Here is a 22,787-nt window from a genome sequence, read left to right on the forward strand (position 1 = left end):
CCCCATCGGACAACACGACTTCGACGGCACGAGGACCACGAGACATGAAAACAGCCTACAGATTTAAGCCCGCGATTTCAGGCGCATCACACTAGCTCCCCCTCCCCTGAAATTATTGCTGAGCCGTCCGAAGACTCCTCGCTGCGTTGAAATGGGCGCCGTACCAGCGCGCTTAGCCCTGCCCATGCCTGCCGCCCGCCTCGCCACCGGCGCCACCCGCCAACGCCATCAACAACCCCACCGATACAGGATCCACCACGCGCTCCCTGCGTTTGCACACTCATCCTCTGGCAGGAGACACGTTACGAGAAGTGGCGGTTCCCCGAGGGCCGACCAGGAGCTTGAACCGCGCGGCAGCTCCGCCGCGCCCAGCCGGCCCCGGACACCCTCGCGGCAGCCGCCTGAAGATCCCCCATCGCCGTTCGGCTTGCCCAGCGTCCACTGCCCAGGTGCATCGCGTTGTGTTCACCGCCGTCAAGACCTGGTAGCCACCGAGTGGATAGAAGCCTGCCGGCTGTCCGGCGTTGGTCGAAGCCATTTGCCTAACTTGCCAGAAAGCATTACGGCTTGGAGACCCGCAGAAGCAGTTGACAACACTAGATGATCAATTCCAAGGGATGCCTGCGGAGGGTGTGGGGCGGGCGGCGGCCGAAGCCACCGCGAGACGGTCAGGCGGCGGGCTGCTGCCGGCCCTGGTTGTCGAGGTGACGGCGGGCGGTCAGGCGTCAGGGTCGACTTCGGGGTGCGTGAACCGCACGGGCTTGCCCAGCGACCGGGCGTAGGCGATTTCGGCTCGGGTGCTGTCTCCGATGTAGTCGCCGACTACGAGCACCTCATCAGCGAGCCGGATCTTCGCCCGGTGCAGATCGTCGAGTCGAACCTTCAGCGCCTCGGCCTCGACAGGATCGGACCAAAGTTCGTGCGGCGACTTCAGGTCACAGCCCGGTTTGACGACAATCCTTCCGGCTTTGGTCTCCCGCAGATCGGCCTCGTTCATCTCGGTCATGAAGCGGGTGGAGCCGCAGATCACGACGATACGCGGGAGACTCAACAGCTTCTTCGCGTCGGCGAGCTTCTTCTCGGGGGTGAGCAGTTGCGGGTATGACACTGGTCCTCCTGGTGGTGTGGTCCAAGGGGTGCCTGCGGAGACGAGAACGAGGGTGTCCAAGATCGTTTTGTGACGAACGACGTGGACACCCTCGCGACAGCACTCTATGCGACGACCGACGACATGCTGAAAGAGCATCCCGACCTGGCGCCGTGGCGCCCGCGGATCGGCATTACGCCCCGCCTGAGCGACGCCGAACTGGTCACCCTCGCCACGATGCAGGCCATACTCGGCTACACCCTCCGAGGCCAAATGGCTCCGCCCTGCCCGTGCCCACCTGCGCCACCTCTTCCCCTGCCTGCCCCAGCGACCCGGCTACAACAAGCGGCTGCGCAAGGCCGCCGAACTGCTCCGCCGGGCCGCCGGGTCACCCGGATCCTGGCCACCAGCACCTCGGTGTGGAGCGACGACGTATGGGTCGTGGACTCCACCCCGGTGGAATGCGGCCGCTCCCGCGAGACCGTCAAACGCTCCGACCTGACAGGTTGGGCCGAATACGGCTACTGCGCCAGCCACAGCCGCTTCTTCTGGGGCCCGCGCCTGCACCTGGTCAGCACCCTTCAGGGCCTGCCCATCGCCTACGATCACTGACACTACCCGGGACGCGGTGCACCGGAGCCGCGGAGAACGATCACCCGGGCTCCAAAGAGAGAGTCCGGAATCCAGATCTCTCGCTCATGAGCAAGGATCCGCCCTCCCGTGCCGAGTCGGTCGCGCGTAGTTGCGCAATGACCGTCCCGCGCCGAGGTGTCGGGGGCAAGAGCACAGAACGCACCGCGACCGGTTGATATGACGCCGGGGCCAAATCGTCGTTGAACGGTGTGACTTCAACAGCCGGTCCCGGGGATGTCATGGCTGATCCCCCGGGGCCCGTGGTGTATCCGATGCCGCTCAGGGCAGGTCAGTGGCTCCGGCGGAGCCGCGGGGCCGGTTGCGTGCCCAGCGCCTGAGGTCGCCGGCCCGGTAGAGGAGTTCGGTGCCCCGCGTGTCCACTGAGGCCGGGAAGTCGGGGTCGTTGGCGCGAGCCCAGCGCAAGGCGGCGAGTGTGAGTTCCGGCAGGTGGTCCTGCTGAGCCTTGCGCAGCCCGACCACGGCGTCGTCCGGGTCCAAGGGCGGCGGTGCGTGGGAAGGACGGCGGTGCGTGGGAAGGACGGCGGTGCGTCGGTCGGTGGCTCAGGGGCTTCGGCCGGGGCTTGTGGAATCTTCTTCCAGGCATCGGCGAGAGAGTCGGTGTCTCAGGCCGGTGTCGGCTTGGGGTCGGCGGTAGACAGGACGACCGGGGAGCTGCTCCAGGCGTCGGCCAGAAAGTCGGCAGGCAGGGCCTCGGGGACGGCCGGCTTCTGCAGGGCGGGGCCGGCCTTGCCGCCCGCGTGGACGCCGCACATCGCCCACTCGCGGCCCTCCGCGTTCGAGAGGTTCAGCACCTGCGTCTCGTGGGCGCGGCCGCGTAGGACGACTTGGACGCGGCCGGGGCGCGCGGTCGGCATCGGGATGGGGCTGCCCCCGGGGACCAGCATCCGCCAGGCGTTAAGGGTGTAGCGGACGACCAGGATGCGGATGGAGGAAGTCACGCGCATCTCCGGGGGCGCCGATGGCGCGGGCGGTGGCGGACTGGGCGACCAGGAGCACGTATAGGCGGACCTGGCGGCTCATGAACAGGATCTCGGCGAGCACGTCGACGGCCGGGGACGTCTTCGGGTCGCCGCTCTCCCGGGTCTTCGCCCCGTACCGCTTGAGCCTCGCCATGGTGGCGTTGACCTTTTCGAGGTGGATCACCAGCCTCGGTCCGACGCGCCACGGTTCGCGTTCGAGGACGTCGTCGTCCGGCTGCTCCGCGAGGCGGATCCGGTCGCGGCGTGTGCGGGTCAGGAGCCCGTACGCCCCGGCCGTCAACGGCCAGGGCGGAAGCTGCGGCGATGCGGCCGGTCTACAGGTCGGGCGGTGGCGAAGGGGGCGTCCTGGTTATCCCACAGTGTTCAGTAGCCGCCTACGCCCCGTCACGGCCAGGCCAGTGATGGGGAAGGGGGAGGGCGCTGCCATCCGGAGCGGGAGACACGGCCTTCGGCCTTCGGTAGGACGCGGGTGCCCTCGTGTCAGAACGTCGCGCCGGTCTTCCGCTCGCCCCGCAGCGGGCAGCCGGCCAGGAACCGGCCGATCCCGAACGCCACGGATTCGGCGGTCTCTTCCACCTGCTTGTCGAACTTCGTCTGTGCCATCGGCCGTGCCTTCTCGGTCTGCGTCCCGGCACCTCACACCCGAAGCGGACACGAACCGTAAAAGCTCTGGCCTGTGGATAGATTCTGGCGAGCGCGCAGGTCAGGGCGTATCGCGGGAGCAGTTGTGACGGCGCAGCACGGTCGGCCGATCAGCACGCTTGTTGGCAAACGCCGAGAGCCGGGCCTTCGCGGCTCTGCCGAGCAGCCGCGATGATGGCCCGGCTTGCCAACTGACCTGCCCCACTCTCGCCGGCTACGGAGCGACACAACGCTCTGACCAGGGCAGTCCGGCACTTCCATTTGCCAACTGCTGTAGGGGCAAAGACGAGGCGCAGTCGGCTCCCTGGCATCTCATCAGCCGCTTACCACCGCGATCAGAAGTGCCGGAACGTGGCTACGGGAGCGGTTGACTGCCTGGCACTGGTGGCCCGGGTTGCATGCCCCGGCGATGGCCGGCCCAGTTCTGAAGCTCGGTCGTTGCGGCCGCCTCGATCTCTTCCAGCAGGCGCTGACCGCTGCCCTCGTCTCGCTCGGCCTCGGGAGTAAGCCGATACCGCTGGACCGCCTGGTGCAGTCTCGACCATGCCTCCGCGGCCAGCACGTAGCGCTCCGCGTGGTTGAGGACCTGGCGGAGTCCGCCGATGAAGACGGTCGCCCCGGCCACTGTGGCCGTGACAGCGGCGGGCGCCTGGATACCCGCGGCGACCACGGTGGTGGCCCCGGTCAACAGAGCACTCAGCTCGATGGTCATGTGCCATCTGCGGGCACGGTCACGGCACCGTGCGTACCAGGCCAGATCAGTGAGGGCGTACGCCAGCAGAGAATCACTGCCTGCTGGTGGCACCGGAGGTGTTCGTCTGAGTATCCGCACAGGCACATGCTGCCCGAACCGTGTACGGCGAGTGGCGGACTTCCCTATCCCGAACGGCCGCAGGGCCTGCGCGGTGCGATTCCCAAGAGCCGGGCCCGTGGCACGTCTCCGGGGCAGGAGGACGAACCGCGGGTCTGTCAGAGGGCGGAATACGAGTCTCTGTCTGATTCGCCTTCGAGTCGGGATCAGGTGTGCTGATCAGCGGCATGCCAAGAGATCACTGGTGGTGCAGGGTGAACAAACCGGGCTCGGGCTCGATGATCAGCCCGTGACCGACCAGGCGCTTGAGTGCCGCGACGCCCAGACAGTTCTCCTCACCAGACTGCGGAACCTCGCCGGCGGACAGCCCGCCTCGGACCGTCCCGCCCTGCCCGACAAAGAGCGCATCACTACCAAGTCCCAGGCGGCGGTGAAGTCGCCCGCCGGGTCGCGGGTGGGCAGGAGCAGCGGTTCGACGGCGGTCCGGTCGGGGTGTCGGCAGGTCTTCGACGGCAAGGACCCGACCGGTGCCGATCAGGGCCTCACCGCCACCTGCTCACCGGGACGGGATTTCCGGCAAGGGCAGGGGCCGGCCGCCTTGGCGCAGATGCCGTCCCCGGGCCTCCGCATCCACCGTCACACTGCGACGGACAACGGCAGCGGGCCGCTTCCCCTGCGTGTCCACGGCATCGTCTGCCTGGCCCCGGACTCACTGATACACAACTGAGCGGCTGCCGCGCCGAGCCTGATACGCGGGAGAGACCCTCCGGAGGGCCACTGGGTCCAGGCTCGGTGCCGGACGGGACAGCCGACTGCTGTCCCCAGCACCAGCCCGCCGGAGCGATGGCCGACGGCAGACGCAAGGGGAGCCACGCATGCACACGTCGACAGGCCGAAGGGCGGCCGCCGCCCTGACGGCGGGAATCGCGCTGACCGCGGCCCTTGTAGCACCCTTATCGGCGCAGGCCGTCGTGGGTGGCACCGAGTCCACCCGGGCCTACTCGTTCATGGGCTCGTTCCAGCTGTCCTACCCCGCCCCGCCGCGCCCGGACAAGCACGGCTGTGGGGTGGAGGTCCTCGCGCCGCGATGGGTCCTGACCGCCAGCCACTGTGCCGGCCGGAACCCGACCAATGCGAAGGCGGGTGTCCCGCGTGGCTGGAAGGTCCGGGTCGGGTCACTGGACACCACCTCCGGCGGCGAGGTCGCCGAGGTCGACCACTACTACCGGCTGGCGACCAGTCGCGATGAGGGAGGGTTCTGGGGCCGCGACCTCGCGTTGATGCACCTGCGGACCCCGGTTCGGGCCAAGCCGGTGCGGATCGCCTCGACCACGCCGTCGGACAACACGCCCGTCCGTATCATGGGCTGGGGCATGACCTGCGACGACAGCACCAATCCGGCGTGTTTCCCCACGCGGCTGCGGGAGGCCGACACCGTGGTGCAACCGGTCTCGGCGTGTCCGTCACACGCGGCCAGCGGAGAGTTGTGCGTCGGTAGCGCCGACGGCAGCGTCGCCGCGTCGAACATGGACTCCGGCGGTCCCGCGCTGGTCCGTGAGGGCGGTCAGTGGGCCGTGGCCGGTGTGGTCAGCGGCCCCGACGAGAGCGGCAAGACGCTGTACTCCGATGTCACCAGGCACGCCGACTGGATCAACGGCATCATTACGGGCACCGACGTGCCCCCAGATGATCTGATCCCGGACATGGAAGGGTCGGTGGACCTGAGCGGCTGTGCGGGCTCGGCGGTCCGTACCCCCGCCTCCCGTCCGCAGGACCCTGCGCTGTTGCTGACCAACGGTCACTGTGTGCAAGGACAGTGGCCCGCGCCCGGAGCCGCGCTGGTGGACCAGCCTGCCGACCGCGAGGTGCCCATCGTCGACCGTCGGGGCTATCCGCAGACCACGGCCCGTGCGAAACGGCTGGTGTACGCGACGATGACCGGCACCGACATCGCGCTCTACCGCCTGGACAAGACCTACACGCAGTTGAAGGCCGAAGGCGCGAAAGTCTTCCAGCTCGCGTCCGCCCCCGTGCGCGCAGGCGACCCACTGACCGTGGCCTCCGTCGGCGCCCGCTACCACTGCACCGCCGAGGCCGTAGTCCCGCACCTGCGGGAAGGCGGCTACCAGCTGAACAACTCAATCCGCTACACCACCAGCGACGACTGCGGCCCCTGGCACGGCGACTCCGGTTCGGCTCTGCTGGCCCCCGACGGCACCACGGTCGTGGGAATCCACAACACCCACAACGACGACGGCGAGCAATGCACCGACAACAACCCCTGCGAAGTGGGCCCGAACGGGGAAGTGACCTCCACGAAGGGTCGCAGCTATGGCCAGCAGGTTCACATGATCACTGACTGTCTGGCCAAGGGATCGAAACTGGACCTGTCCCGCCAGGGCTGCACCCTCACCGGTGCACCGCCCCGTCCCGACCACCACGACAGCCATCTCGGTGACCAGGACCCGAACCACAGCCCCCAGACCCGCGAACCCTGACCCGACAGCATCACCGGCGAACCCGGCGCCGGCGTATGCGTGGTGGAGGCGGAATGCGTGGTGGAGGCGGAATTCGGCAGGGCGGGATGCCCTGTCGCATGATGGACCTTCAGCAACTACGTCCGATGGGGAGAGATGTCGGATCCAGTGGCCGGGGGAACCGCCCTGGTGCCCGTGGCGATCCTGCTCGTGGAGGACGACGAAGTGATCCGCAGATCGGTCACCTTGGCACTGGAGCGCTACGGCTACCGTGTCACCTCCGCCGGTGACGGCCTGACCGGACTCGAACTGTTCCGGGAGGGCCGCCACGACCTGCTGCTGGACGTGATGCTGCCCGCCCTCGACGGCATCGGGCTGTGCCGCCGGGTCAGGGAGACCAGCATGGACCCGATCCTGATGATGTCCGCGCGCGGCGACGCCCTGGACGTGGTCTCCGGCCTGGAGGCGGGCGCCGACGACTACGTGGTCAAACCCGTCGACACCGCGGTGCTGGTGGCCCGGATCCGCTCGCTGTTGCGGCGGGCGACCTTCAACCCCGCCACCGCCCCGGCCGTGCCGCACCACCCCCCGACCGAACCGGTGGGAGGTGGGGAACGGCCGGAGGATTCCGGTCGCCCGGGCGAGCACGCCCCGCTGGTCTTCGGCGACCTGACCATCGACACCGCCGGCCTGGAGGTGTTCCGGGCGGGCGAACCGGTTGCGCTGGCCCCCACCGAGCTGCGGCTCCTGCTGGAGTTCGCCGCGAACCCCGGCGTCGTTCTGGACCGGCACATGCTGCTGCGCAACGTGTGGGACTACGGCTGGGACGGCGACAGCCGCGTGGTCGACCTGTGCGTCCAGCGGCTGCGGAGGAAGATCGGAGCCGAGCGGATCCAGACCGTCCGCGGCTTCGGCTACAAGTTGCGGCGCTGACGTGGGCATCCTGTGCGACCTGCTGAACTGGCGTTCACTGCGCTGGAAGATCGCTGTGCTTGTCGCCGTGGCCTGCTGCGCCATCGCGCTGACCGTCGGGGTGCTGGTCCACCGCAGCACCCTGGCCCGGTCCCTGAACGACGGCAGGGCCAAGGCCGTGACGCAGCTGTCCCGAGACCTGCAGGACCACGAACGGGACGCCACCCCGCCCGACTCGCTTCGGATGTCGCCCGGGGCCATGCCCGTCGAACTGTTGCGCCGACTCCGCGGCCCGCAGGGGCTGAGGGACGGATATGCCACCTGGTACGACGGTGACAGCCCCGGGGACCACCCCTCGATGTGGGCGGCACAAACGTACCGAGGCAGCCCCGTGGCGGTGGAGGTCGACATGACACCCGACCTGCTCACCCGGCGCGCCCTGGACCGGCACATGTGGAAGTACTCCCTGCTCGCGCTGGCCGTCGTCGTACCGCTGTCGGCGCTCGCCGCGGAGCTGCCCAACCGCAGGCTTCGGCGGGTGGCACGGACCGCACGCCGGATCACGGCCGGTGACCTGGCCGCCAGGACCGGGGCCGGCCGCGGCAGCGACGAGATCGCCGAGATCTCCGCCGCCGTCGATTCGATGGCCGACAGCCTGCTCGGGCAGCTCCTGGCCGAGCAGGACTTCACCGCCGACGTCGCCCACGAACTGCGCACCCCGCTGATGGGTCTGGTCACCGCGAGCGGGCTGCTCCCCGAGGCGGAGGCCACGGATCTGGTCAGGGACCGGGTGGGGGTGCTGCGGACCCTGGTGGAGAACCTGCTGGAGATCTCCCGGCTCGACGCGGGCGCCGAACAGGCCGACACCCAGCCGGTACCGCTCGGCGAGCTGGTGACGGAATCCGTACGGCGCACCGGGCTGCAGACACGGCTCACCACGTCCGGCGCCCTGACCGCCCAGACCGACCCGCGTCGGCTCGACAGGATCGTCACCAACCTGGTCGTCAACGCCCACCGGCACGGTCGCGCACCCGTCGAGGTCGACGTGGCGGGAACCTGCGTTACCGTACGGGACCACGGCCCGGGCTTCCCCCGCCAGCTGCTCGCCGACGGACCCCAACGGTTCCGCACCGGCGCGTCCGAACGCGGCCGGGGCCACGGCCTCGGACTGACCATCGCGCTCGGCCAGGCCCGGGTCATCGGGGCGTCGCTGTCCTTCGCCAAGGCGCCCGACGGCGGGGCCGTCGCCACGCTCCGCCTCCCGCCTGCCGACTGACACGTCCGACGGCTTGGGACGGACGTCCCTGGCACCGCGACTGCCGAAACCTCATCCGCCCTGGCGAGAGGAGGTCCGTCTGGCACTGTCGTCAGGTTCGCGGCGAGGGCCTCGGCGAGTGTGTCGATGGCGTAGGCGGCGTCCTCGACCGCGCCCGTGCTCCAGGTCCCCGGCGTCACCGTGTCGGCCAGCTCGCACGCTGCATCGGCCACTGCCCCCGCCGTTCGCCAGATGCCACCGAGTAACCACGCCAGTGATCGATGAAAATCACACCGCCGTCACAGGCGCAAGGCGGCGGCTACGGGCAGGTGGTCGCTTCCGGTGCGCTTGTCCGCGAGGGTGGCGCCGAACAGCGAGCACCAGATGACGGCCGAAAACAGTACGGCGACGGTGGCGGTCGCGGACCGCCGTAGCACGGCCAGGACCAGCAGTATGGGCACGCTCACCCCGAGCCAGGGCAGGAAGGTCTCCAGCAGGCTTCCGAAGTTGCCCAATCCGTTCGGCACCCAGGCGTGCCCTAGGCCCTGTCTTCAAAGTCCCGCCTGCTCGGCGGCGGTCGGCACGCACGCTCGCCGCGTTGTCGGGATCACCCCAGTACATCCAGTACTGGGGCGACCCTCCGCCTTGCGATCGCACGCACCGACCGCCGCCGAGCCCGCCCTCCGGGCGGACGGCGCTACTTTGAAGACAGGACCTAGCATGACGGCCGCGGACAGTACGGCGGGCACGGCGATCCACCGCCCGCGCTGCCAGGGGCCTTTACCGCTCCGGCGCCCGGCCTCGGTCCGGTTCCTCTCCAGCACCGAGGCCGTGCCGCCGCCCCTTCGCTGGTGCCAAGGGCGGTGGGACGGCCGTTCTGCACGGCCTCGATCAGTACAGCACTCTTACTCAGGGCGGCCATGGGGCCTTCCGTGGGCGTGGTGTTGGCGCGCTGGCCCATTACCACACCGAGCACGAGGTACTGCTTCGTCGCCGTCTTCACCTCGGCGGCCCACATGAGGTTGCCGCCGGCCGGGGCGCTCGATCCGGTCTTGAGGCCGATCACTGCGGGCTTCTCCAACAGTCGGTTGGTGTTTGTGACGGTGCCGGGCACGCCGGGGATGGTTGTGCTGCGCATGGCAACCACCGCGCGCAGGACCGGCTCCTGCATGGCCTGGCGGGCGAGCTTGAGCTGGTCATCTGCAGTGCTCTTGGTGGTGGCCTCGAAACCGCTGGCCCCGGTGTAGGCCGTACGGGTCATGCCGAGATCCGCGGCGGTGCGGTTCATCTTCGCGACGAAAGCCTCCTGGCTTCCCGCGTCCCAACGGGCCAGCAGCCGGGCGACGTTGTTGCCGGACTGGAGCAGGAGCAGTTCCGGGAGCTGGCGCTGGGCGACTTCTCCGCCGTCCGCGGTGATGCGCTGCGGGCCCATGCCGCGCCTCCTTCTCGCAGCCCGGACGCTGACTGAGCCGATCGCGCGGCCTCCGTGGTCTGCGAACACCGTCGCGGCCGCCGGCCCGGCGCGGCCGGCACCGGGCCGTGCCCGTGCGCCCCGGTGACCGCCCGTCAGACGGGCCCGCTTCACAGGTGTGCGGCGCCGGAGTTGACGCAGGCCAGCAGGGTGCGCGCCTGGACGTTGAGGTAATGGCCGTGGGCGGCGAGGGAGTTGAGCTGTCCGACCGTCGCCCACGTGTAGCCGCGCGGTGCGTCGAGCGGTGCGGTGTCCTCGTCGGCCATGACGAACAGATAGCGGACGCAGGCGTCCAGGAACCGTCCGCCCTCCTCGGAGTGCACGGCCGAGTAGTGCGCGCCGCCCTCCCGCACGGCCCGCAGGACCGCCTGGAGAAAGGGCGGCCGGTCCGCGGCCCGTACCGTCTCCCAGTCCCGCGGCGCGCATTGCACGGTCGGCGCCAGTTCCACCCGGTTGAGGAATCCCGCCTCGGCGCGCGCGTGGACGAGCAGATGCGGTACACCGCCCAGGCGCCGGAACAAAAAGGCCGCCACGCCGGTGCCGCACGGCTCGATCAGCGGCTGGGACCAGCCGGTGACCTCACGGTTGCCGGCCTCGACGGCGACACCGGTGACCCGGAAGTACCGGCCGTCGGGACGCCGGATGCCGTCCGTGTCGCGTGTCCAGCCCTCGACCTCGGCGAGCGGCATGAGCCGGACGTCGGCGTCGTGCCGGGCCCGCTCGGCGGTGAGCCAGGAGAGCAGCCCGATGTCGGAGTGCAGGGCTCCCGGCCCGGTCGCCGGCAGCGGCAGGCAGCCCAGGACGGTGCGGGCGTCCATGTTGACGACGTTGTCCAGCCGGAGCAGTTCGCCGAGCTGGCCGAGCGTGAGCCAGCAGTGGTCGGGGGCGGCCGGCACCTCGGTGCCGGCGGCCTCCACCAGCATGTTCCGGTTGGCCTTGCGGTAGAACCAGGCTCCGTGCTCCGACTGGAGCGAGTCGGCCAGCACCAGGTGGGGCGGGGCGTCGGTGAAGTGCTCCAGGTACGTCACGTGCGAACCGGCGTGGACCCGCTGGTAGTTGCTGCGCGTGGCCTGCACGGTCGGCGACAGCTGGACCAGGTTGGGGTTGCCGGGCTCCATCTTCGCCTGCATCAGGAAGTGCAGTACGCCGTCGAACTCCCTGGCGAGGATGCCGAGGATGCCCACCTCCGGCTGGTGGATGACGGGCTGCTGCCAGTTGCCGAACGGCCCCTCGCCGAGGCGGGCGGACAGGCCCCGCACCGCGAAGAAACGGCCGCTGCGGTGCACGAGATCGCCGGTCCCGGGCGCGAAGGACCAGTGGTCGAGCCGGTCCAGAGGTACCCGGCGGACGGTGAAGCGGTGGGAGCGGGCCCGCTCGGCGAGCCATCCGGTGACGTCCTCGGTACGCAGCTGGTGGCCCGTGACGGTCACGGCGGCGGACCGGGCCAGCCGCTCGGGCAGATCCTGGGCGATCCGGGGGCGCAGAAGCGTGACGATGCTCATGCCGGCCCTCCCCCCGCTTTCCCGCGGCCGGCCCGACGCTCACCGGCCCCAACAGCGTCGGCGAGATGGTCCACGGTCCTGCGCAGCGCCTCGGTGAGCGCGGTGTTCGGCCTCCAGCCGGTGACGGACCGGAACGCGGACGCGTCGATCGTGACGCTCGCGAAGTCCCCGGCCTCCGCGTGCTCGGGGGGCCGCACCGCGAGCACCGGCACGGGGTCCCGTCCCGTGCGCTGCGCGACAAGGGCCGCGAGCTGCTCGAAGACCGGTCCGAGGGGCCGGCCCTCACCGGTACCGAGCAGCCAGTGGCGACCGGCCAGTGCCCCGGTGTGGTCCAGGCCGGCGACGACAGCGCGCGCCAGGTCGTCGATGTACAGCAGATCGCGGCGTACGGTTCCGTCGTGCCACATGGTCAGCGGCTCCCCCGCCAGGGCGCGGCGGGCCATCGCCGAGACGACGCCCCGGTCGCGGGCCGCGGGTCCGGCGCCGGGCCCGAACACGGTGGGCAGCCGCAGCGACGCCCCGCACAGCACCCCGCGGGCGTCGGCGTCGAGCAGCAGTCGCTCGGCGGCCAGCTTCTGACGGTCGTAGGGGCCCTTGGGCCGGTCCGGTTCAGTGCCGTCGAGAACCGGCTTTCCGGTCGGGCCTGCCTGGGAGGCGGCCCCGGTGAACACGACCTGGGGGCGGGGCCCGGCCGGGCGGGCGGCGAGCGCGCCGACCAGGTCACGGGCGATGCCCACGTTGACGCGCTCGGCGGCCGTGTCGCCGTCCTCGACCCGCCAGGTGGCGGTGGCCGAGCTGTAGAGCGTGGCGAGCACGACCGCGTCGGCGCCGGCCACGGCGGCGGACAGCTCGCCCGGCTCGGTGAGGTCGGCGGCCCGTACCTCGATGTCGGCGCGGGCCGCGGGCGGGACGGCCGCCGGGCGCCGGGAGACCGCCAGGATCCGTACGGGGCGGGCGGCGAGTTCGCGCAGCACGGCCGATCCGACGAAGCCGGTGGCGCCGAGCAGCGCGATCGTGGGGAGGGCGGCGCGGGCGGGTGTCACGGCCACAGCAGGGCCTCCACTTCACGGCAGGTGTCGTAGGCGGGCAGCAGACCCTTGCCGCGTGCCTCGTCGAGCGTGGGAGCGCCGGCGTCCCGGGGGGACAGCCGCAGGTCGTGCGCCGTTGGCAGGGGAAGTCCGAGTGCGGGGTCCAGCGGGGATACGGCCAGCTCGTTGTGCGGGACGTAGCCCCGCGACATCACGTACACGACGACCGAGTCGTCCTGCTGGGAGAGGAAGGCGTGGCCGACGCCGACCGGGATGTACAGCGCGCGGCAGTTCTCGCCGCTGAGTTCGGTGGCTTCCCAGCGGCCGAAGGTGGGGGAGCCCACCCTGAGGTCGACGAGGAAGTCCAGCACCCGCCCGTGGGGGCAGTAGACGTATTTGGCCCGGCCGGGCGGGGTGGCCGTGTAGTGGATGCCGCGCAGAACACCGTCGGCGGACACGTTGTGGCTGATGTCCTTCACCGGGAAGAGGGGCCGGTCCATGGCCTCGGTGAACGCGGTTTCCTGGTACGGCGACGCGAAGCGCCCCCGGTCGTCCCCGTAGACCTGGGGCGTGAACTCCCGGACGCCCTCGATGGCCGGTGTGCGCGCCTGCGTGACGCTCATTCTCTCTTCTCCTTGACCCTGGTGGGGAAGGCCCCGTTCGTGGCCGCCGGGGCCCTGTGGCGGGGCGTGGCGCCGGTGATCTCCAGCAGGTACCGGCCGTAGGGCGAGTGGGACAGGGCGAGGCCGAGCCGGTGGCAGGTGTCGGTGTCGATGTATCCCATGCGCCAGGCGATCTCCTCGACGCAGCCGATGCGCACGCCCTGTCTGCGGGAGAGGATCTGCACGTACTGGCCGGCCTCGGTGAGAGCGTCGTGAGTGCCGGTGTCGAGCCAGACGAAGCCCCTGCCCAGCTGGACGAGCTCGGCCTTCCCGCGCTCCAGGTAGGTGCGGTTGACGTCGGTGATCTCAAGTTCGCCGCGCTGGGAGGGGCGCAGCCCGCGGGCGATGTCCACGACGTCGTTGTCGTAGAGGTACAGGCCGGTGACGGCCAGGTTGGAGCTCGGCGCGGCGGGCTTCTCCTCCAGGCGCAGGAGGCGGCCGGCGGCGTCCACCTCGCCCACTCCGTAGCGTTCGGGGTCGCCCACCGGGTAGCCGAACAGGACGCAACCGTCGAGGGTGCGGGCGCTGGTACGCAGGATCTCGCCGAAGCCGGGCCCGTGGAAGAGGTTGTCGCCCAGGATGAGCGCGACCGGGTCGTCGCCGATGTGCTCGGCGCCGACGAGGAAGGCGTCGGTGATGCCCCGGGGTTTGTCCTGTTCGGCGTAGGTGAGGCGCAGTCCGAGCCGGGAGCCGTCGCCGAGCAGCCGCTGGAAGCCCGGGAGGTCCTGCCCGGCGGCGATGATCTGGATCTCGGTGATGCCGGCCAGCATCAGTACGGACAGCGGGTAGTAGATCATCGGCTTGTCGTAGACCGGCAGCAGCTGCTTGGAGACGCCCAGCGTGATGGGGTGGAGGCGGCTTCCGTGGCCGCCGGCCAGGATGATTCCCTTCATCCGCCGGTTCCCTCCGTGGCCGCGTCGGCGGGCGGCGCCTCGAAGTGGCTGGGCCGGCCGTCCTCGTACACCTCGCGGCCCAGCCGTTGGGCCCGCCGGCGGTGCATCAGCTGCCAGGTTCCGTCGGCGTGGCGGAGTACCACCGAGTGCCACGGCGTGGTCCACACGTCGGCGGCGCCGACCAGCCGGATGCCGAACTTCGCCTCGCCGCGGCTCTGCGGGTGGATGGAGAGGCGGACGTTGTCGGGGTGGTGCTCGGTGATCAGTTCGCCCCAGGCCCAGCTGCGGGCGATGACCTCGTAGGCGCGGCGCCGGCATTCGCGCTGGAGCGCCGAGCGGGACCCCTCCCACTGGGCCACGTCCTCCATGAGGAACTTGGTGATGCCGCGGTACATGCGCAGGGTGGACTCGTCACCGCGCACCTCCTCGCGCAGTTCCCCGATCGATGGGCCGAGCGTCTCGGCGGCGATCTTGCGTTTCTCGTCGTACGACAGGCCGGGCCCGTAGACGTCCTTCAGGGCGAAGGTGTCGAGGTGGGCGGAAAGACCCTCGGCGCTGATCATGCGGCGCAGTTCGTGGCCGTAGGCGTCGATGTGTTCGTCGGGGACACCGATGACGTCACCGAAGATGTGGCCGTCGGAGCAGATGAGGATCTTCGCGCCGGGGCTGTGGATCTTGGTGATCTCCGCGCACAGGGAGCCCAGGAAGCGCAGCGCGAGCCGTTCCCCGTGGTCGGGCAGATGGCCCAGGACCTTGTCCGGGTTGGGTGACTTGCAGGGAAAGCCCGGCAGGCTGAACATCACTGGTTCGTCCCGCCGGACGAACCCGGTTATCCGGCGCAGCTGCTCGGGGAAGTCCTCGGCGGTGTCGAGGTGCGGGTCGGGTTCGGCGGCCCGGCGGTGCGGGAGCAGGACTTCCAGGATTTCCCGGCCGGCGCGTTCGGCCGCGGAGGCGGAGGTGCGGGTGGTGGACATCTGGGACATGGGTGATCGGCTCGCTTCCGCTGAGGACTGGAGAGGGACATGGCGTGGGGTGAGGGCCGGGCGGTCCGTGGCCGGTGGCTGTCCGGTCCCGGGTGTTCATCGCGTTTCGTGCCGCAGGGGGCAGCCGGTGGCCCGGGCGTTGGTCGGCGTGCCGTAGGCGAGGGGCAGTTCGCTGACGCCGCGTGCGAGGACGGCGCGGACCCAGTCGAGGTCCTGGTCCGCGACGGCCAGTCGCAGCCCGGGCAGTCTGGTGACCAGCGCGCCCAGGGCGATCCGGAGTTCGGTACGGGCCAGGGCGGCACCCGGGCAGAAGTGGATGCCGTGGCCGAAGGCGAGGTGCGGGTTGGGGGTGCGGTCCAGGTCGAGGGTGTCCGCGTCGGGGAACCGGCGCGGGTCGCGGTTGGCGGCGCTCAGCGACACGATGACCGAGTCGCCGGCCGGGATGCGGGTACCGGACAGGTCCGCGTCCCGGGCGAAGAACCGCCAGGTGGTGAGTTCGAAGGCGCTGTCGTAGCGCAGAAGTTCCTCGACGGCGCGGGCCGCCGGCCCGGGGTCGTGTCCCTCGCCCTGAGCCACGGCCTCCTGGAACCGGCGCAGTTGGGCGGGGTGGCGCAGCAGGGCAACGAGGGCGGTGGTGATCTGGTTGGTCACCGGTTCCTGTCCGGCGACCAGCAGCTGGAAGACGACGGAGTCCCGCTCCTGCCCGGTGATCTCCCCTGCCTCGCACGCCGTGACGAGCCTGGTGAGCAGGTCGTCGCCGGGGTTGCGGCGCTTGTCCTCGGTGACCTCGGCGATGTAGCCCTGAAGTCCGCGCAGGCGCCCCTCGTACACCGGGCGTTGCGGGTCGGCCGGGCCGACGGGCTGTACGACCTTGCCCCAGTCGCGGTCGAACCGGGCCGCCAGGGCCGGCGGCAGGCCGACCACCTCGGCGAGCACACGGAAGGGGAAGTGTGCGGCGAAGGCCGCGACGACATCGATCTCACCGGCCGCGGAGCCCTCGCCGAGGGCGGTGTCGAGCAGTTCGGCGGCGATCTCCTCGAACCGGGGCCGCAGGCGTTCGACGTGGCGGGGCGCGAACGCCTCGGTGACCATCTTGCGCATCACCGTGTGCTTGGGCGGGTCCTGGTGCAGCAGGTGGGCCTGGAGCTGTGAGTGCTGCGGCTCCGGCATGATGGCGGCGCGTTCACGCCAGGCGCTGTTGCCGAGGCCGTGGTTCTTGCCGAGCCGGTCGTCGTTCAGGGCGCTGTGCGCGGCCTCATATCCGGTGATCAGCCAGGCGTTGACCCCGCTGGGGAAATTGACCCGGTGTACGGGTCCTTTCTCGCGAAGCTTCCGGTACAGCGGGTACGGGTCGGTCTTGTATTCCTTGCCGTACAGGGACAGGGGTTCGGAATGCGGCATGGTGGCGCTTCCTTTCCTGAGGGAAAGACGAGCGTGGAAAGATTTCCATGGTGTATCGGCCGGCTGAGAATGTGCCGGGCGGCGGCCGTTCATCCCGTTCCGCGGATCCTGGCCGGCTGAACGCTTGAACAGCGTGGGAGATCAGGGGCATCGCCGGCTTGCCGTGGCCCAGGAGGCGGCCGAGGAGGACCAGGTTCTCGGTGCCGGTCAGGTCCTCGTCCAGCGAGGCGTACTGGCCGGTGAGGGAGACGCGTGAGCGCACCTCCTCCGCGTCCCGTACGACGTCCCGGCCCAGCACGCGGGCCCGGCCGCCGTCCGGCCGCAGCAGGGTCGCGAGCATCTTCACGAAAGTGGTCTTGCCCGCCCCGTTGGGTCCGAGCACGCCGTAGACCATGCCCTGGGGAATGACCAGGTCGATGCCGTCGACGGCCCGTTCTTTCCCGAAGGTCTTCACCAGCCCCTCGGTCTCGATGGCGGCCGGTGAACTCTGAACGGTCATCGCGTCATCCCCCGTCGGGTCCCGAGTGTTTTGATCACTGACGGGCCCTTTCGTCATGACAAATGAGTTGGCTGCCAATAGATAGCACACCAATACTCTCGTTGTGTAGGCTGCCGACTCATGAGACAGGATGCGGTGCGTGGCCACCTGGACGGACTGCTGCTGGCCGTGCTCGAACCGGGCCCCCTGCACGGCTACGCGATCATCACGGCCGTCCAGCAGCGCAGCGGGGGCGCGCTCGAACTGCGTACGGGCACGATCTATCCCGCGCTCAACCGGCTGGAGCGGGTCGGGCTGCTGCGCAGCAGCTGGCAGTCGGCGGGCGAGCGCCGCAGGCGCAGCTACGAACTCACCGACGCCGGACGGCGGACACTGGCACGTGAGCGGACGGCGTGGCAGGAGTTCACCACCGCCATCGGCTCGGTCCTGAATCCCGTCACACCGCCCGGAGCCGTCACATGAGCGCGCTCAGCCCGGGGACCGACCCCATCGAGGACTACGTCTGCGCCCTGGCGGCCGCGCTGCACGGTCCGGAGCGGACCAAGGCGCGCATGGTGGCCGAGGTGCGCGAGGACCTCACGGACGCGGTGTCGCAGCGCACTCGCGCGGGGCTGACGTATCAGCACGCCGCCGATCAGGCGGTGCGGGAGTTCGGGACCGCAGACGAGCTCGTGGGGAGCTGGCAGCGCGAGCTGACGATCGCCCAGGCCCGGCACACCGCGCGGGCCGTCGCGCTCACCGTCCCCTTCGTGATCGCCTGCTGGTTTCTCGTGCGGCAGGCCGACTACGGACAGGCCTGGCACCTGCCGCACACGGCCCAGCTGCTGGCCCTCAACCTGGCCGGTGTCTCGGCCGTCGCCGCGCTGCTGGCCGCCGTGACCCTGGCGGCCACCGGCACACTCGCCCGCTGGCTGCCCACACCGGACCGGCTGCCCCTCACGGTCGCGTGGGCGGCCACCGTCGCGAGCATGTCCATGGCCGTCGCGACCCTCGCCCTCGCCGTCGCGGCCGCCCTGGGGACCAACTGGCTGCTGCTCGCGTTCGCCGGGGGCCTCGCCGCCACCTCGCACGCCCTGGTGGCCGGCTCGGCCCGGTCCTGCCGGCGCTGTGCGCGCCTGACGGCCGCGGACGGACGCGACGGCCCCTGACGCCGCCGCCGGCGGCCACCGCGAAGCCGCCGCCGGGCCGGGACATCACCGCCGGCACGACGGCGGACCTCCGCGCGCGCTACCCGTACGCCTTCTCCCGGACCCTCTCCTCCGGGGTCTCCTCGATCCGTTTCATCGCCATGGCCAGGACCGGCGGTGCCATCAGCGAGGTGACGACCGCGATCAGGACGATGATGGTGTAGGTCTCGGTGGTGAGCACCCCGAGCCGCAGTCCCGCCATCGCGATGACGACCTCGACGACGCCCCGGGCGTTCATCCCCGCGCCGAGCGCCAGCGCCTGCCACCGGGTCAGCCGGCTGAGCCTGGCCCCGGCATAGGCACCGAGGAACTTGCCCAGGACGGCGACGAACAGCAGCAGGAACGCGGCGCCCAGCACCCGCGGATCGGCCAGCCCCGTCAGATCCATCCGCAGTCCGGCCGCGGCGAAGAAGACGGGCGCGAACACCCTCAGCACCACCGTGCGCAGCGCGGCCAGCCGCTCCGGCGTCAGCTGTCCGGTGGAGCTGATGACCAGGCCGCACACGAACGCCCCGAACATGGGCTCCTGCTTCAGTGCGTGGGCCGCGGCCGCGGACAGCAGCATCATCACCACCACTGCGGCGACCGCGGAACCCGGATCGGCGGACCGCGCCGTCCCGCGCAGCACGGCCCCGGCGACCGCCCGGCCCACGGTGGCGGCCAGGAGCAGGAAGGCCAGCAGCGAGGCGAACGCCAGGGCGGCGTGACCGACCGTCAGACCGGTGGTGGCCAGCGCCGTCACCATCGACAGCAGGAACCACGCCACCGTGTCGTCGATCGTCCCCGCCGTCATGATGAGCTGCCCCATGGTGCGGTGGAGCAGGCCCATGTCGGACAGGGTCTTGGCGATGACCGGGAGGGCGCTGACACACATCGCCACCCCGAGGAAGAACGCGAACACACCCCGGCCGACGTCCCCCGGCACCAGCTCGGCCGGCAGCAGGAAGGCGACGCCGATACCGAGGGCCAGCGGCACAACGAGTCCGCCGGCGCTGACCTGGAGGGCCGTCCTGCCCTCCCGGCGGATCAGCCCGAGGTGGAGCTGGGTTCCGGTGACGCCGACCAGGAGCAGCAGACCGATCTGGCTGAACGCGTCCAGCAGGTGGAACTGGCCGGCGTCCTTGGGAAACAGCCAGCCGGTCAGCGCGGGCGCGGCCCACTCCAGCAGCGAGGGGCCCAGCAGGACACCGACCATGAGCTCGCCCACCACGGCCGGCATCCCCCACCGCTCGGCCAGCCGGCCGAGCAGCAGCGCCAGCGCGAGAAGCACACCGACCTGGAGCAGAAGCAGCAGGAGGGGGTGGGCGCCGAGCGGCGCGACCGGCTCCCCGGCCAGCAGGGCCGGCGCCTGCCCGTAGGGCATCACCGACGCGCGGCCGGCGCCCGGAACAGGGCCTGCCAGTACCAGGTGAACGGCTCCGCCCACTCGTCGGCGACGCAGTGCCAGCTGTCGTGGGGCCGGTAGGCGGCGACGAACCCGCGGGCCTGTTCGCGCACCGCGCGGTTGTCGTGGACGTCGATGACGTCGGTCAGCGGTCCCGCGTCCAGGGCGCGGGCGATGGCGTCCTCGCCGCGGGCGTGGTCGTCGAGGCTCTTGTCCATGTACTTGCCGACCGGGTTGTTCGTGTAGAAGTGCCGGCCGCGCCCGGCGATCAGCGAGAGGTAGTACCGGACGGTCTCGACGTCCATTTCGGCGAGCGAGTCGATATTGATGCAGAGATCGAATACAGCGTCCCCCAGCGACGTCTCGATCTCGTCGACGGAAATGAACGTGACCTTCTTGAACTGTTCGTCCGGCAGCACCTCGCGCAGATACTTCCGGGAAAGCGCCATCGTCGTCGGGAGGTCGATGACCGTGTAGCCGGAGATGTCCTTGTTCGACATCAGTGTGTGACACGTACGGCCGTATCCCGCCCCGATCTCCAGAACGCGGGCGCCGTCGAGATCGACGTTCCTCTCGATGAACTCCAGATCGCGCACGGCACGCAGATAGTCCAGATCCACGGACTCCCCGTCGTAGGTGACCGCGAACGGCCGCCCGAGTTCACGCCCGCTGATGCGGCGCAGCCGGTCCCAGTTCTCCTCGCTGAGCCGGCCGGCCAGATTGTAGATGAGCGTCTTCAGATAGCGGACGCCGTTCGTGCGTACATCGAAGTAGGTCAGCCGGTAGTTGACCTGGCTCCTCTTGAATTCGGCGAGGTCACCGATATTTTCTTCATTGACCTCGTTTTCCCCGATGTATTTCCAGAGCTCGTTCACCTGCGGCTTAAAACCCATCGAAGGCCTTCCCCGAGTTGCTTCCGAATCGTTTCCGACTCGTCGGAGAATATGGCCCGGGATTCACCGGTGACAAGATTGAACAGAGCGTCCGGACGGCTTTGGGGAACCGTCCGGGCGCTCCGTCGGGGGGTCAGCCGCGCCCGCGGGGGCCGACGGTGAATCCCGGGCTGACGCCGAGACGGGCCGTGCCGAACGGCTCCAGCGCCCAGCCGGGACTGGCCTGGTCATGGGCGGCCGCGGGGTGGGAGAGCGACACCAACGGGTCCACCGGGGCCACGGCCGCGACGAGGTAGTGCGCGTCGCGTCCCCGCACGGTGTCCGGGACCGCGGCCGGGCCGAGGAGGGCTCCGCCGAGGTGACGGATGTTCATGATCACCATCGTGGGTCCGGTCAGCCGGGCCAGGTTCTCCAGGGCCGCCGGGTCGAGCGAGCCGACCAGAAGGTTCTCGCCGATGAACGGGCCGGGGCTGTCCGGTTCGGCATGCACCCGCCCGTACTCGCCGAACGGCATGGGGGCCAGGGTGTCCTCGATCACCGGGGCCACCTTGCGCAGCGGCGCGACCAGCCGCGCGGCGTCCTCCCGCGTGCCGCGCAGCGCGACCGCGACCCGTGCGATGCGCCGGCCGCGCAGCCGGGGAGGCAGGTAGTCGAGGTCGGGGAAGGACATCACCCGCAGTGTGGAGGTGAGTTCGCCGGGCAGGCCGGCCGTCCACTCCCGGAAGGCGTGCAGCACCGCAGGGTCGCCCTCCGCTCCCGTCGCGCCGATGTCGAAGGTCAGCCCGCCGCCCTGGAGGCGCCCCTCGGGCAGCAGGCCGATGGTCATCTCGGTGACGACCTCGCCCCGCATCGGTCCGCTGCCGCGCAGGTGGGCGAACCACTCGGCGTCGCCGGGGCCGACCTCCCGCTCCTCGCCGTCCTCGGTTGTCACGGTGAACGAGCGGACCAGGTCGCTGGCCCAGCCGTCCGAGCGGGCCAGCAGACTGATGCCGCCGCCGAGGGTGTAGCCGACGGCGCCGACGCAGCCCAGGCTGCCGCTGGGCGGCACCAGCCCGTGCGGGGCCGCGGCCGCCATGACCTCGCTCCAGGTCGCGCCGCCGCCGACGCGGGCGGTGCGGGCATCGGGGTCGACCAGGACGCCGTTGAGCCGGCGCAGCGTCAGCACCACTCCCCCGTCCGCGGAAAAGCGCATCCCGTGCCCGGTGTTGTGCACGGTGACCGGAACGCCGTACTCACCGGCCAGCCGCAGCACGGTTTGGACGTCGGAGGCCCGGCGCGCGCCGACCACCAGGTCGGGCCGGTGCCGCAGCCCGAGCTGGAAACTGGCCAGTTCGTCGGCGAATCCGCTGTCACCGGGCAGCAGCACCGGCCCGGCGACGGAGTCGGCCAGGGTTCCGGCCAGGGCGGACGCTTCGTTTTCGGCTGTCATCTCTGTCCTTGTCGTCAACCGTGCTCGGTGGGCGGTCCGCGGGCGTGCGTGGAGCACTCGGGTGCCGGTCGTGGAAGCGGTCGGGCCGGTCGTGGAAGCGGTCGGGCCGGTCGTGGAACCGGGGCGGACGATCATCAGGACCACGACGACGGCCCAGAGCAGGTTGAAGATGCCGGTGACCATGGCCAGGCGGACCGCCGCCGAGCGCGTCGCCTCCGCGGTGGCGATGACCGCACCAGCACCAGCACCCGCACCCGTTCCCGCGTCCGTTCCCACGCCCGGACCGGCGGGCTGGGCGAGCAGCCGCTCCTGGCCGGGCAGGATCGCCGCCAGCAGCAGGGCCGCGGCGATCGCGGTGAGGATGACCGAGGCGATGAGCCAGGCGTCGCCCAGCACACCCATCTGGGCCCCGGTGGCGAGACCGAAGACCGGTACGGCGACGCCGACGGCGGTGTACCCCCGGCAGATCCGGTGCAGCAGGGCCGCGGTGGCGGGGGTGCGCTCCTCGCCGCCCGGGTCCTCGCCGGTCTGCGGCCTGACGAAGCGGGGGAACATCGACGCCGCCACTGTGATGGGGCCGATCGCCACGATCGACGCCAGCACGTGCACCGCGAGCAGCAGTTTGGTCACTGGAGGG

The 22,787-nt window shown here is 70.6% G+C and carries 23 protein-coding genes and 3 pseudogenes; 7 read left to right on the forward strand and 19 right to left on the reverse strand.

Annotated features, from left to right (window positions below; translation table 11 throughout):
- Nucleotides 1-718 precede the first annotated feature (718 nt).
- Nucleotides 719-1,108 (reverse strand): hypothetical protein, encoded by a 390-nt coding sequence (locus tag ACFRMN_RS36390; RefSeq protein WP_383028254.1) that lies wholly within the window; start codon nucleotides 1,106-1,108, stop codon nucleotides 719-721.
- A gap of 69 nt (nucleotides 1,109-1,177) precedes the next feature.
- Between ACFRMN_RS36390 and ACFRMN_RS36395 the strand changes: the two are divergent.
- A pseudogene (locus tag ACFRMN_RS36395) lies at nucleotides 1,178-1,690 on the forward strand (IS982 family transposase); the annotation flags it as partial.
- Nucleotides 1,691-1,999: 309 nt separating this feature from the next.
- On the opposite strand, the gene ACFRMN_RS36400 reads toward ACFRMN_RS36395, so the two are convergent.
- The 5 genes from ACFRMN_RS36400 to ACFRMN_RS36420 all read right to left on the reverse strand — a co-directional run bounded on the left by ACFRMN_RS36400 (nucleotide 2,000) and on the right by ACFRMN_RS36420 (nucleotide 4,201).
- Nucleotides 2,000-2,218 carry a hypothetical protein gene (locus ACFRMN_RS36400; protein ID WP_383028257.1) on the reverse strand — a complete coding sequence of 73 codons (219 nt, stop codon included), beginning with the start codon at nucleotides 2,216-2,218 and terminating at the stop codon, nucleotides 2,000-2,002.
- 125 nt (nucleotides 2,219-2,343) lie between these two features.
- Nucleotides 2,344-2,679: a hypothetical protein gene (locus ACFRMN_RS36405; protein ID WP_383028259.1), complete on the reverse strand. Its 336-nt coding sequence runs from the start codon at nucleotides 2,677-2,679 to the stop codon at nucleotides 2,344-2,346.
- On the reverse strand, nucleotides 2,636-3,001 hold the full coding sequence (locus ACFRMN_RS36410) for a hypothetical protein (protein ID WP_383028261.1): 366 nt from the start codon (nucleotides 2,999-3,001) through the stop codon (nucleotides 2,636-2,638). The genes ACFRMN_RS36405 and ACFRMN_RS36410 overlap by 44 nt, the downstream gene beginning before the upstream one ends.
- Nucleotides 3,002-3,201: 200 nt before the next feature.
- Nucleotides 3,202-3,324: a hypothetical protein gene (locus ACFRMN_RS36415; RefSeq protein WP_383028264.1), complete on the reverse strand. Its 123-nt coding sequence runs from the start codon at nucleotides 3,322-3,324 to the stop codon at nucleotides 3,202-3,204.
- A 394-nt stretch (nucleotides 3,325-3,718) separates the two neighbouring features.
- Nucleotides 3,719-4,201 (reverse strand): SLATT domain-containing protein, encoded by a 483-nt coding sequence (locus tag ACFRMN_RS36420; protein ID WP_383028267.1) that lies wholly within the window; start codon nucleotides 4,199-4,201, stop codon nucleotides 3,719-3,721.
- A 262-nt stretch (nucleotides 4,202-4,463) separates the two neighbouring features.
- On the opposite strand from ACFRMN_RS36420, the gene ACFRMN_RS36425 reads away from it, so the two are divergent.
- From ACFRMN_RS36425 to ACFRMN_RS36440, 4 genes are all read left to right on the forward strand, one after another.
- The gene (locus ACFRMN_RS36425) at nucleotides 4,464-4,901 is read left to right on the forward strand and encodes a hypothetical protein (RefSeq protein ID WP_383028269.1); all 438 of its coding nucleotides are present in this window, start codon (nucleotides 4,464-4,466) and stop codon (nucleotides 4,899-4,901) included.
- 148 nt (nucleotides 4,902-5,049) lie between these two features.
- Nucleotides 5,050-6,672 (forward strand): trypsin-like serine protease, encoded by a 1,623-nt coding sequence (locus ACFRMN_RS36430; RefSeq protein ID WP_383028272.1) that lies wholly within the window; start codon nucleotides 5,050-5,052, stop codon nucleotides 6,670-6,672.
- Between the two features lie 135 nt (nucleotides 6,673-6,807).
- A complete protein-coding gene (gene cseB / locus ACFRMN_RS36435) occupies nucleotides 6,808-7,584 on the forward strand; it encodes a two-component system response regulator CseB (RefSeq protein ID WP_383028274.1) in 777 nt (258 codons plus the stop codon).
- A 1-nt stretch (nucleotide 7,585) separates the two neighbouring features.
- Complete coding sequence (locus ACFRMN_RS36440; protein WP_383028277.1) at nucleotides 7,586-8,839, forward strand: ATP-binding protein; 1,254 nt, start codon at nucleotides 7,586-7,588, stop codon at nucleotides 8,837-8,839.
- A gap of 278 nt (nucleotides 8,840-9,117) precedes the next feature.
- Here the strand turns inward: ACFRMN_RS36440 and ACFRMN_RS36445 are convergent, their stop codons facing one another.
- The 9 genes and pseudogenes from ACFRMN_RS36445 to ACFRMN_RS36485 form a co-directional block, all read right to left on the reverse strand.
- A complete protein-coding gene (locus ACFRMN_RS36445) occupies nucleotides 9,118-9,345 on the reverse strand; it encodes a hypothetical protein (RefSeq protein ID WP_383028280.1) in 228 nt (75 codons plus the stop codon).
- Between the two features lie 188 nt (nucleotides 9,346-9,533).
- On the reverse strand, nucleotides 9,534-10,250 hold the full coding sequence (locus ACFRMN_RS36450; protein WP_383028283.1) for a D-alanyl-D-alanine carboxypeptidase family protein: 717 nt from the start codon (nucleotides 10,248-10,250) through the stop codon (nucleotides 9,534-9,536).
- Nucleotides 10,251-10,399: 149 nt separating this feature from the next.
- Nucleotides 10,400-11,791 (reverse strand): NDP-hexose 2,3-dehydratase family protein, encoded by a 1,392-nt coding sequence (locus ACFRMN_RS36455; protein ID WP_383028286.1) that lies wholly within the window; start codon nucleotides 11,789-11,791, stop codon nucleotides 10,400-10,402.
- Entirely contained in the window at nucleotides 11,788-12,840 is a 1,053-nt protein-coding gene (locus ACFRMN_RS36460; protein ID WP_383028288.1) for an NAD-dependent epimerase/dehydratase family protein, read from the reverse strand. Before ACFRMN_RS36460 ends, ACFRMN_RS36455 begins: the two co-directional genes overlap by 4 nt.
- Nucleotides 12,831-13,442 carry a dTDP-4-dehydrorhamnose 3,5-epimerase family protein gene (locus tag ACFRMN_RS36465; protein ID WP_383028291.1) on the reverse strand — a complete coding sequence of 204 codons (612 nt, stop codon included), beginning with the start codon at nucleotides 13,440-13,442 and terminating at the stop codon, nucleotides 12,831-12,833. Before ACFRMN_RS36465 ends, ACFRMN_RS36460 begins: the two co-directional genes overlap by 10 nt.
- Nucleotides 13,439-14,374, reverse strand: a complete 936-nt coding sequence (gene rfbA, locus ACFRMN_RS36470) for a glucose-1-phosphate thymidylyltransferase RfbA (protein ID WP_383028293.1) — start codon at nucleotides 14,372-14,374, stop codon at nucleotides 13,439-13,441. Before rfbA ends, ACFRMN_RS36465 begins: the two co-directional genes overlap by 4 nt.
- Nucleotides 14,371-15,348 (reverse strand): L-tyrosine/L-tryptophan isonitrile synthase family protein, encoded by a 978-nt coding sequence (locus ACFRMN_RS36475; RefSeq protein WP_383028296.1) that lies wholly within the window; start codon nucleotides 15,346-15,348, stop codon nucleotides 14,371-14,373. The genes rfbA and ACFRMN_RS36475 overlap by 4 nt, the downstream gene beginning before the upstream one ends.
- Nucleotides 15,349-15,453: 105 nt before the next feature.
- Entirely contained in the window at nucleotides 15,454-16,758 is a 1,305-nt protein-coding gene (locus ACFRMN_RS36480) for a cytochrome P450 (protein WP_383028298.1), read from the reverse strand.
- Between the two features lie 94 nt (nucleotides 16,759-16,852).
- Nucleotides 16,853-17,257: pseudogene (locus tag ACFRMN_RS36485) on the reverse strand (ATP-binding cassette domain-containing protein); the annotation flags it as partial.
- A 120-nt stretch (nucleotides 17,258-17,377) separates the two neighbouring features.
- Here ACFRMN_RS36485 and ACFRMN_RS36490 point away from each other — a divergent pair.
- Together ACFRMN_RS36490 and ACFRMN_RS36495 are read left to right on the forward strand one after the other, a co-directional pair.
- Nucleotides 17,378-17,719 carry a PadR family transcriptional regulator gene (locus tag ACFRMN_RS36490; RefSeq protein ID WP_383028301.1) on the forward strand — a complete coding sequence of 114 codons (342 nt, stop codon included), beginning with the start codon at nucleotides 17,378-17,380 and terminating at the stop codon, nucleotides 17,717-17,719.
- Entirely contained in the window at nucleotides 17,716-18,405 is a 690-nt protein-coding gene (locus tag ACFRMN_RS36495) for a permease prefix domain 1-containing protein (RefSeq protein ID WP_383028303.1), read from the forward strand. Before ACFRMN_RS36490 ends, ACFRMN_RS36495 begins: the two co-directional genes overlap by 4 nt.
- A gap of 79 nt (nucleotides 18,406-18,484) precedes the next feature.
- On the opposite strand, the gene ACFRMN_RS36500 is transcribed toward ACFRMN_RS36495, so the two are convergent.
- The 4 genes and pseudogenes from ACFRMN_RS36500 to ACFRMN_RS36515 all read right to left on the reverse strand — a co-directional run.
- Nucleotides 18,485-19,807, reverse strand: coding sequence for a cation:proton antiporter (locus tag ACFRMN_RS36500; protein WP_383028305.1), 1,323 nt, complete (start codon nucleotides 19,805-19,807; stop codon nucleotides 18,485-18,487).
- Entirely contained in the window at nucleotides 19,807-20,703 is an 897-nt protein-coding gene (locus tag ACFRMN_RS36505; protein WP_383028308.1) for a putative sugar O-methyltransferase, read from the reverse strand. The genes ACFRMN_RS36500 and ACFRMN_RS36505 overlap by 1 nt, the downstream gene beginning before the upstream one ends.
- 151 nt (nucleotides 20,704-20,854) lie before the next feature.
- Nucleotides 20,855-22,150 carry an FAD-binding oxidoreductase gene (locus ACFRMN_RS36510; RefSeq protein ID WP_383028338.1) on the reverse strand — a complete coding sequence of 432 codons (1,296 nt, stop codon included), beginning with the start codon at nucleotides 22,148-22,150 and terminating at the stop codon, nucleotides 20,855-20,857.
- 105 nt (nucleotides 22,151-22,255) lie between these two features.
- Nucleotides 22,256-22,780, reverse strand: a pseudogene (locus ACFRMN_RS36515) (hypothetical protein); the annotation flags it as partial.
- Nucleotides 22,781-22,787 lie beyond the last annotated feature (7 nt).

The organism is Streptomyces sp. NPDC056835, assembly GCF_042789485.1.
Taxonomy (GTDB): domain Bacteria; phylum Actinomycetota; class Actinomycetes; order Streptomycetales; family Streptomycetaceae; genus Streptomyces.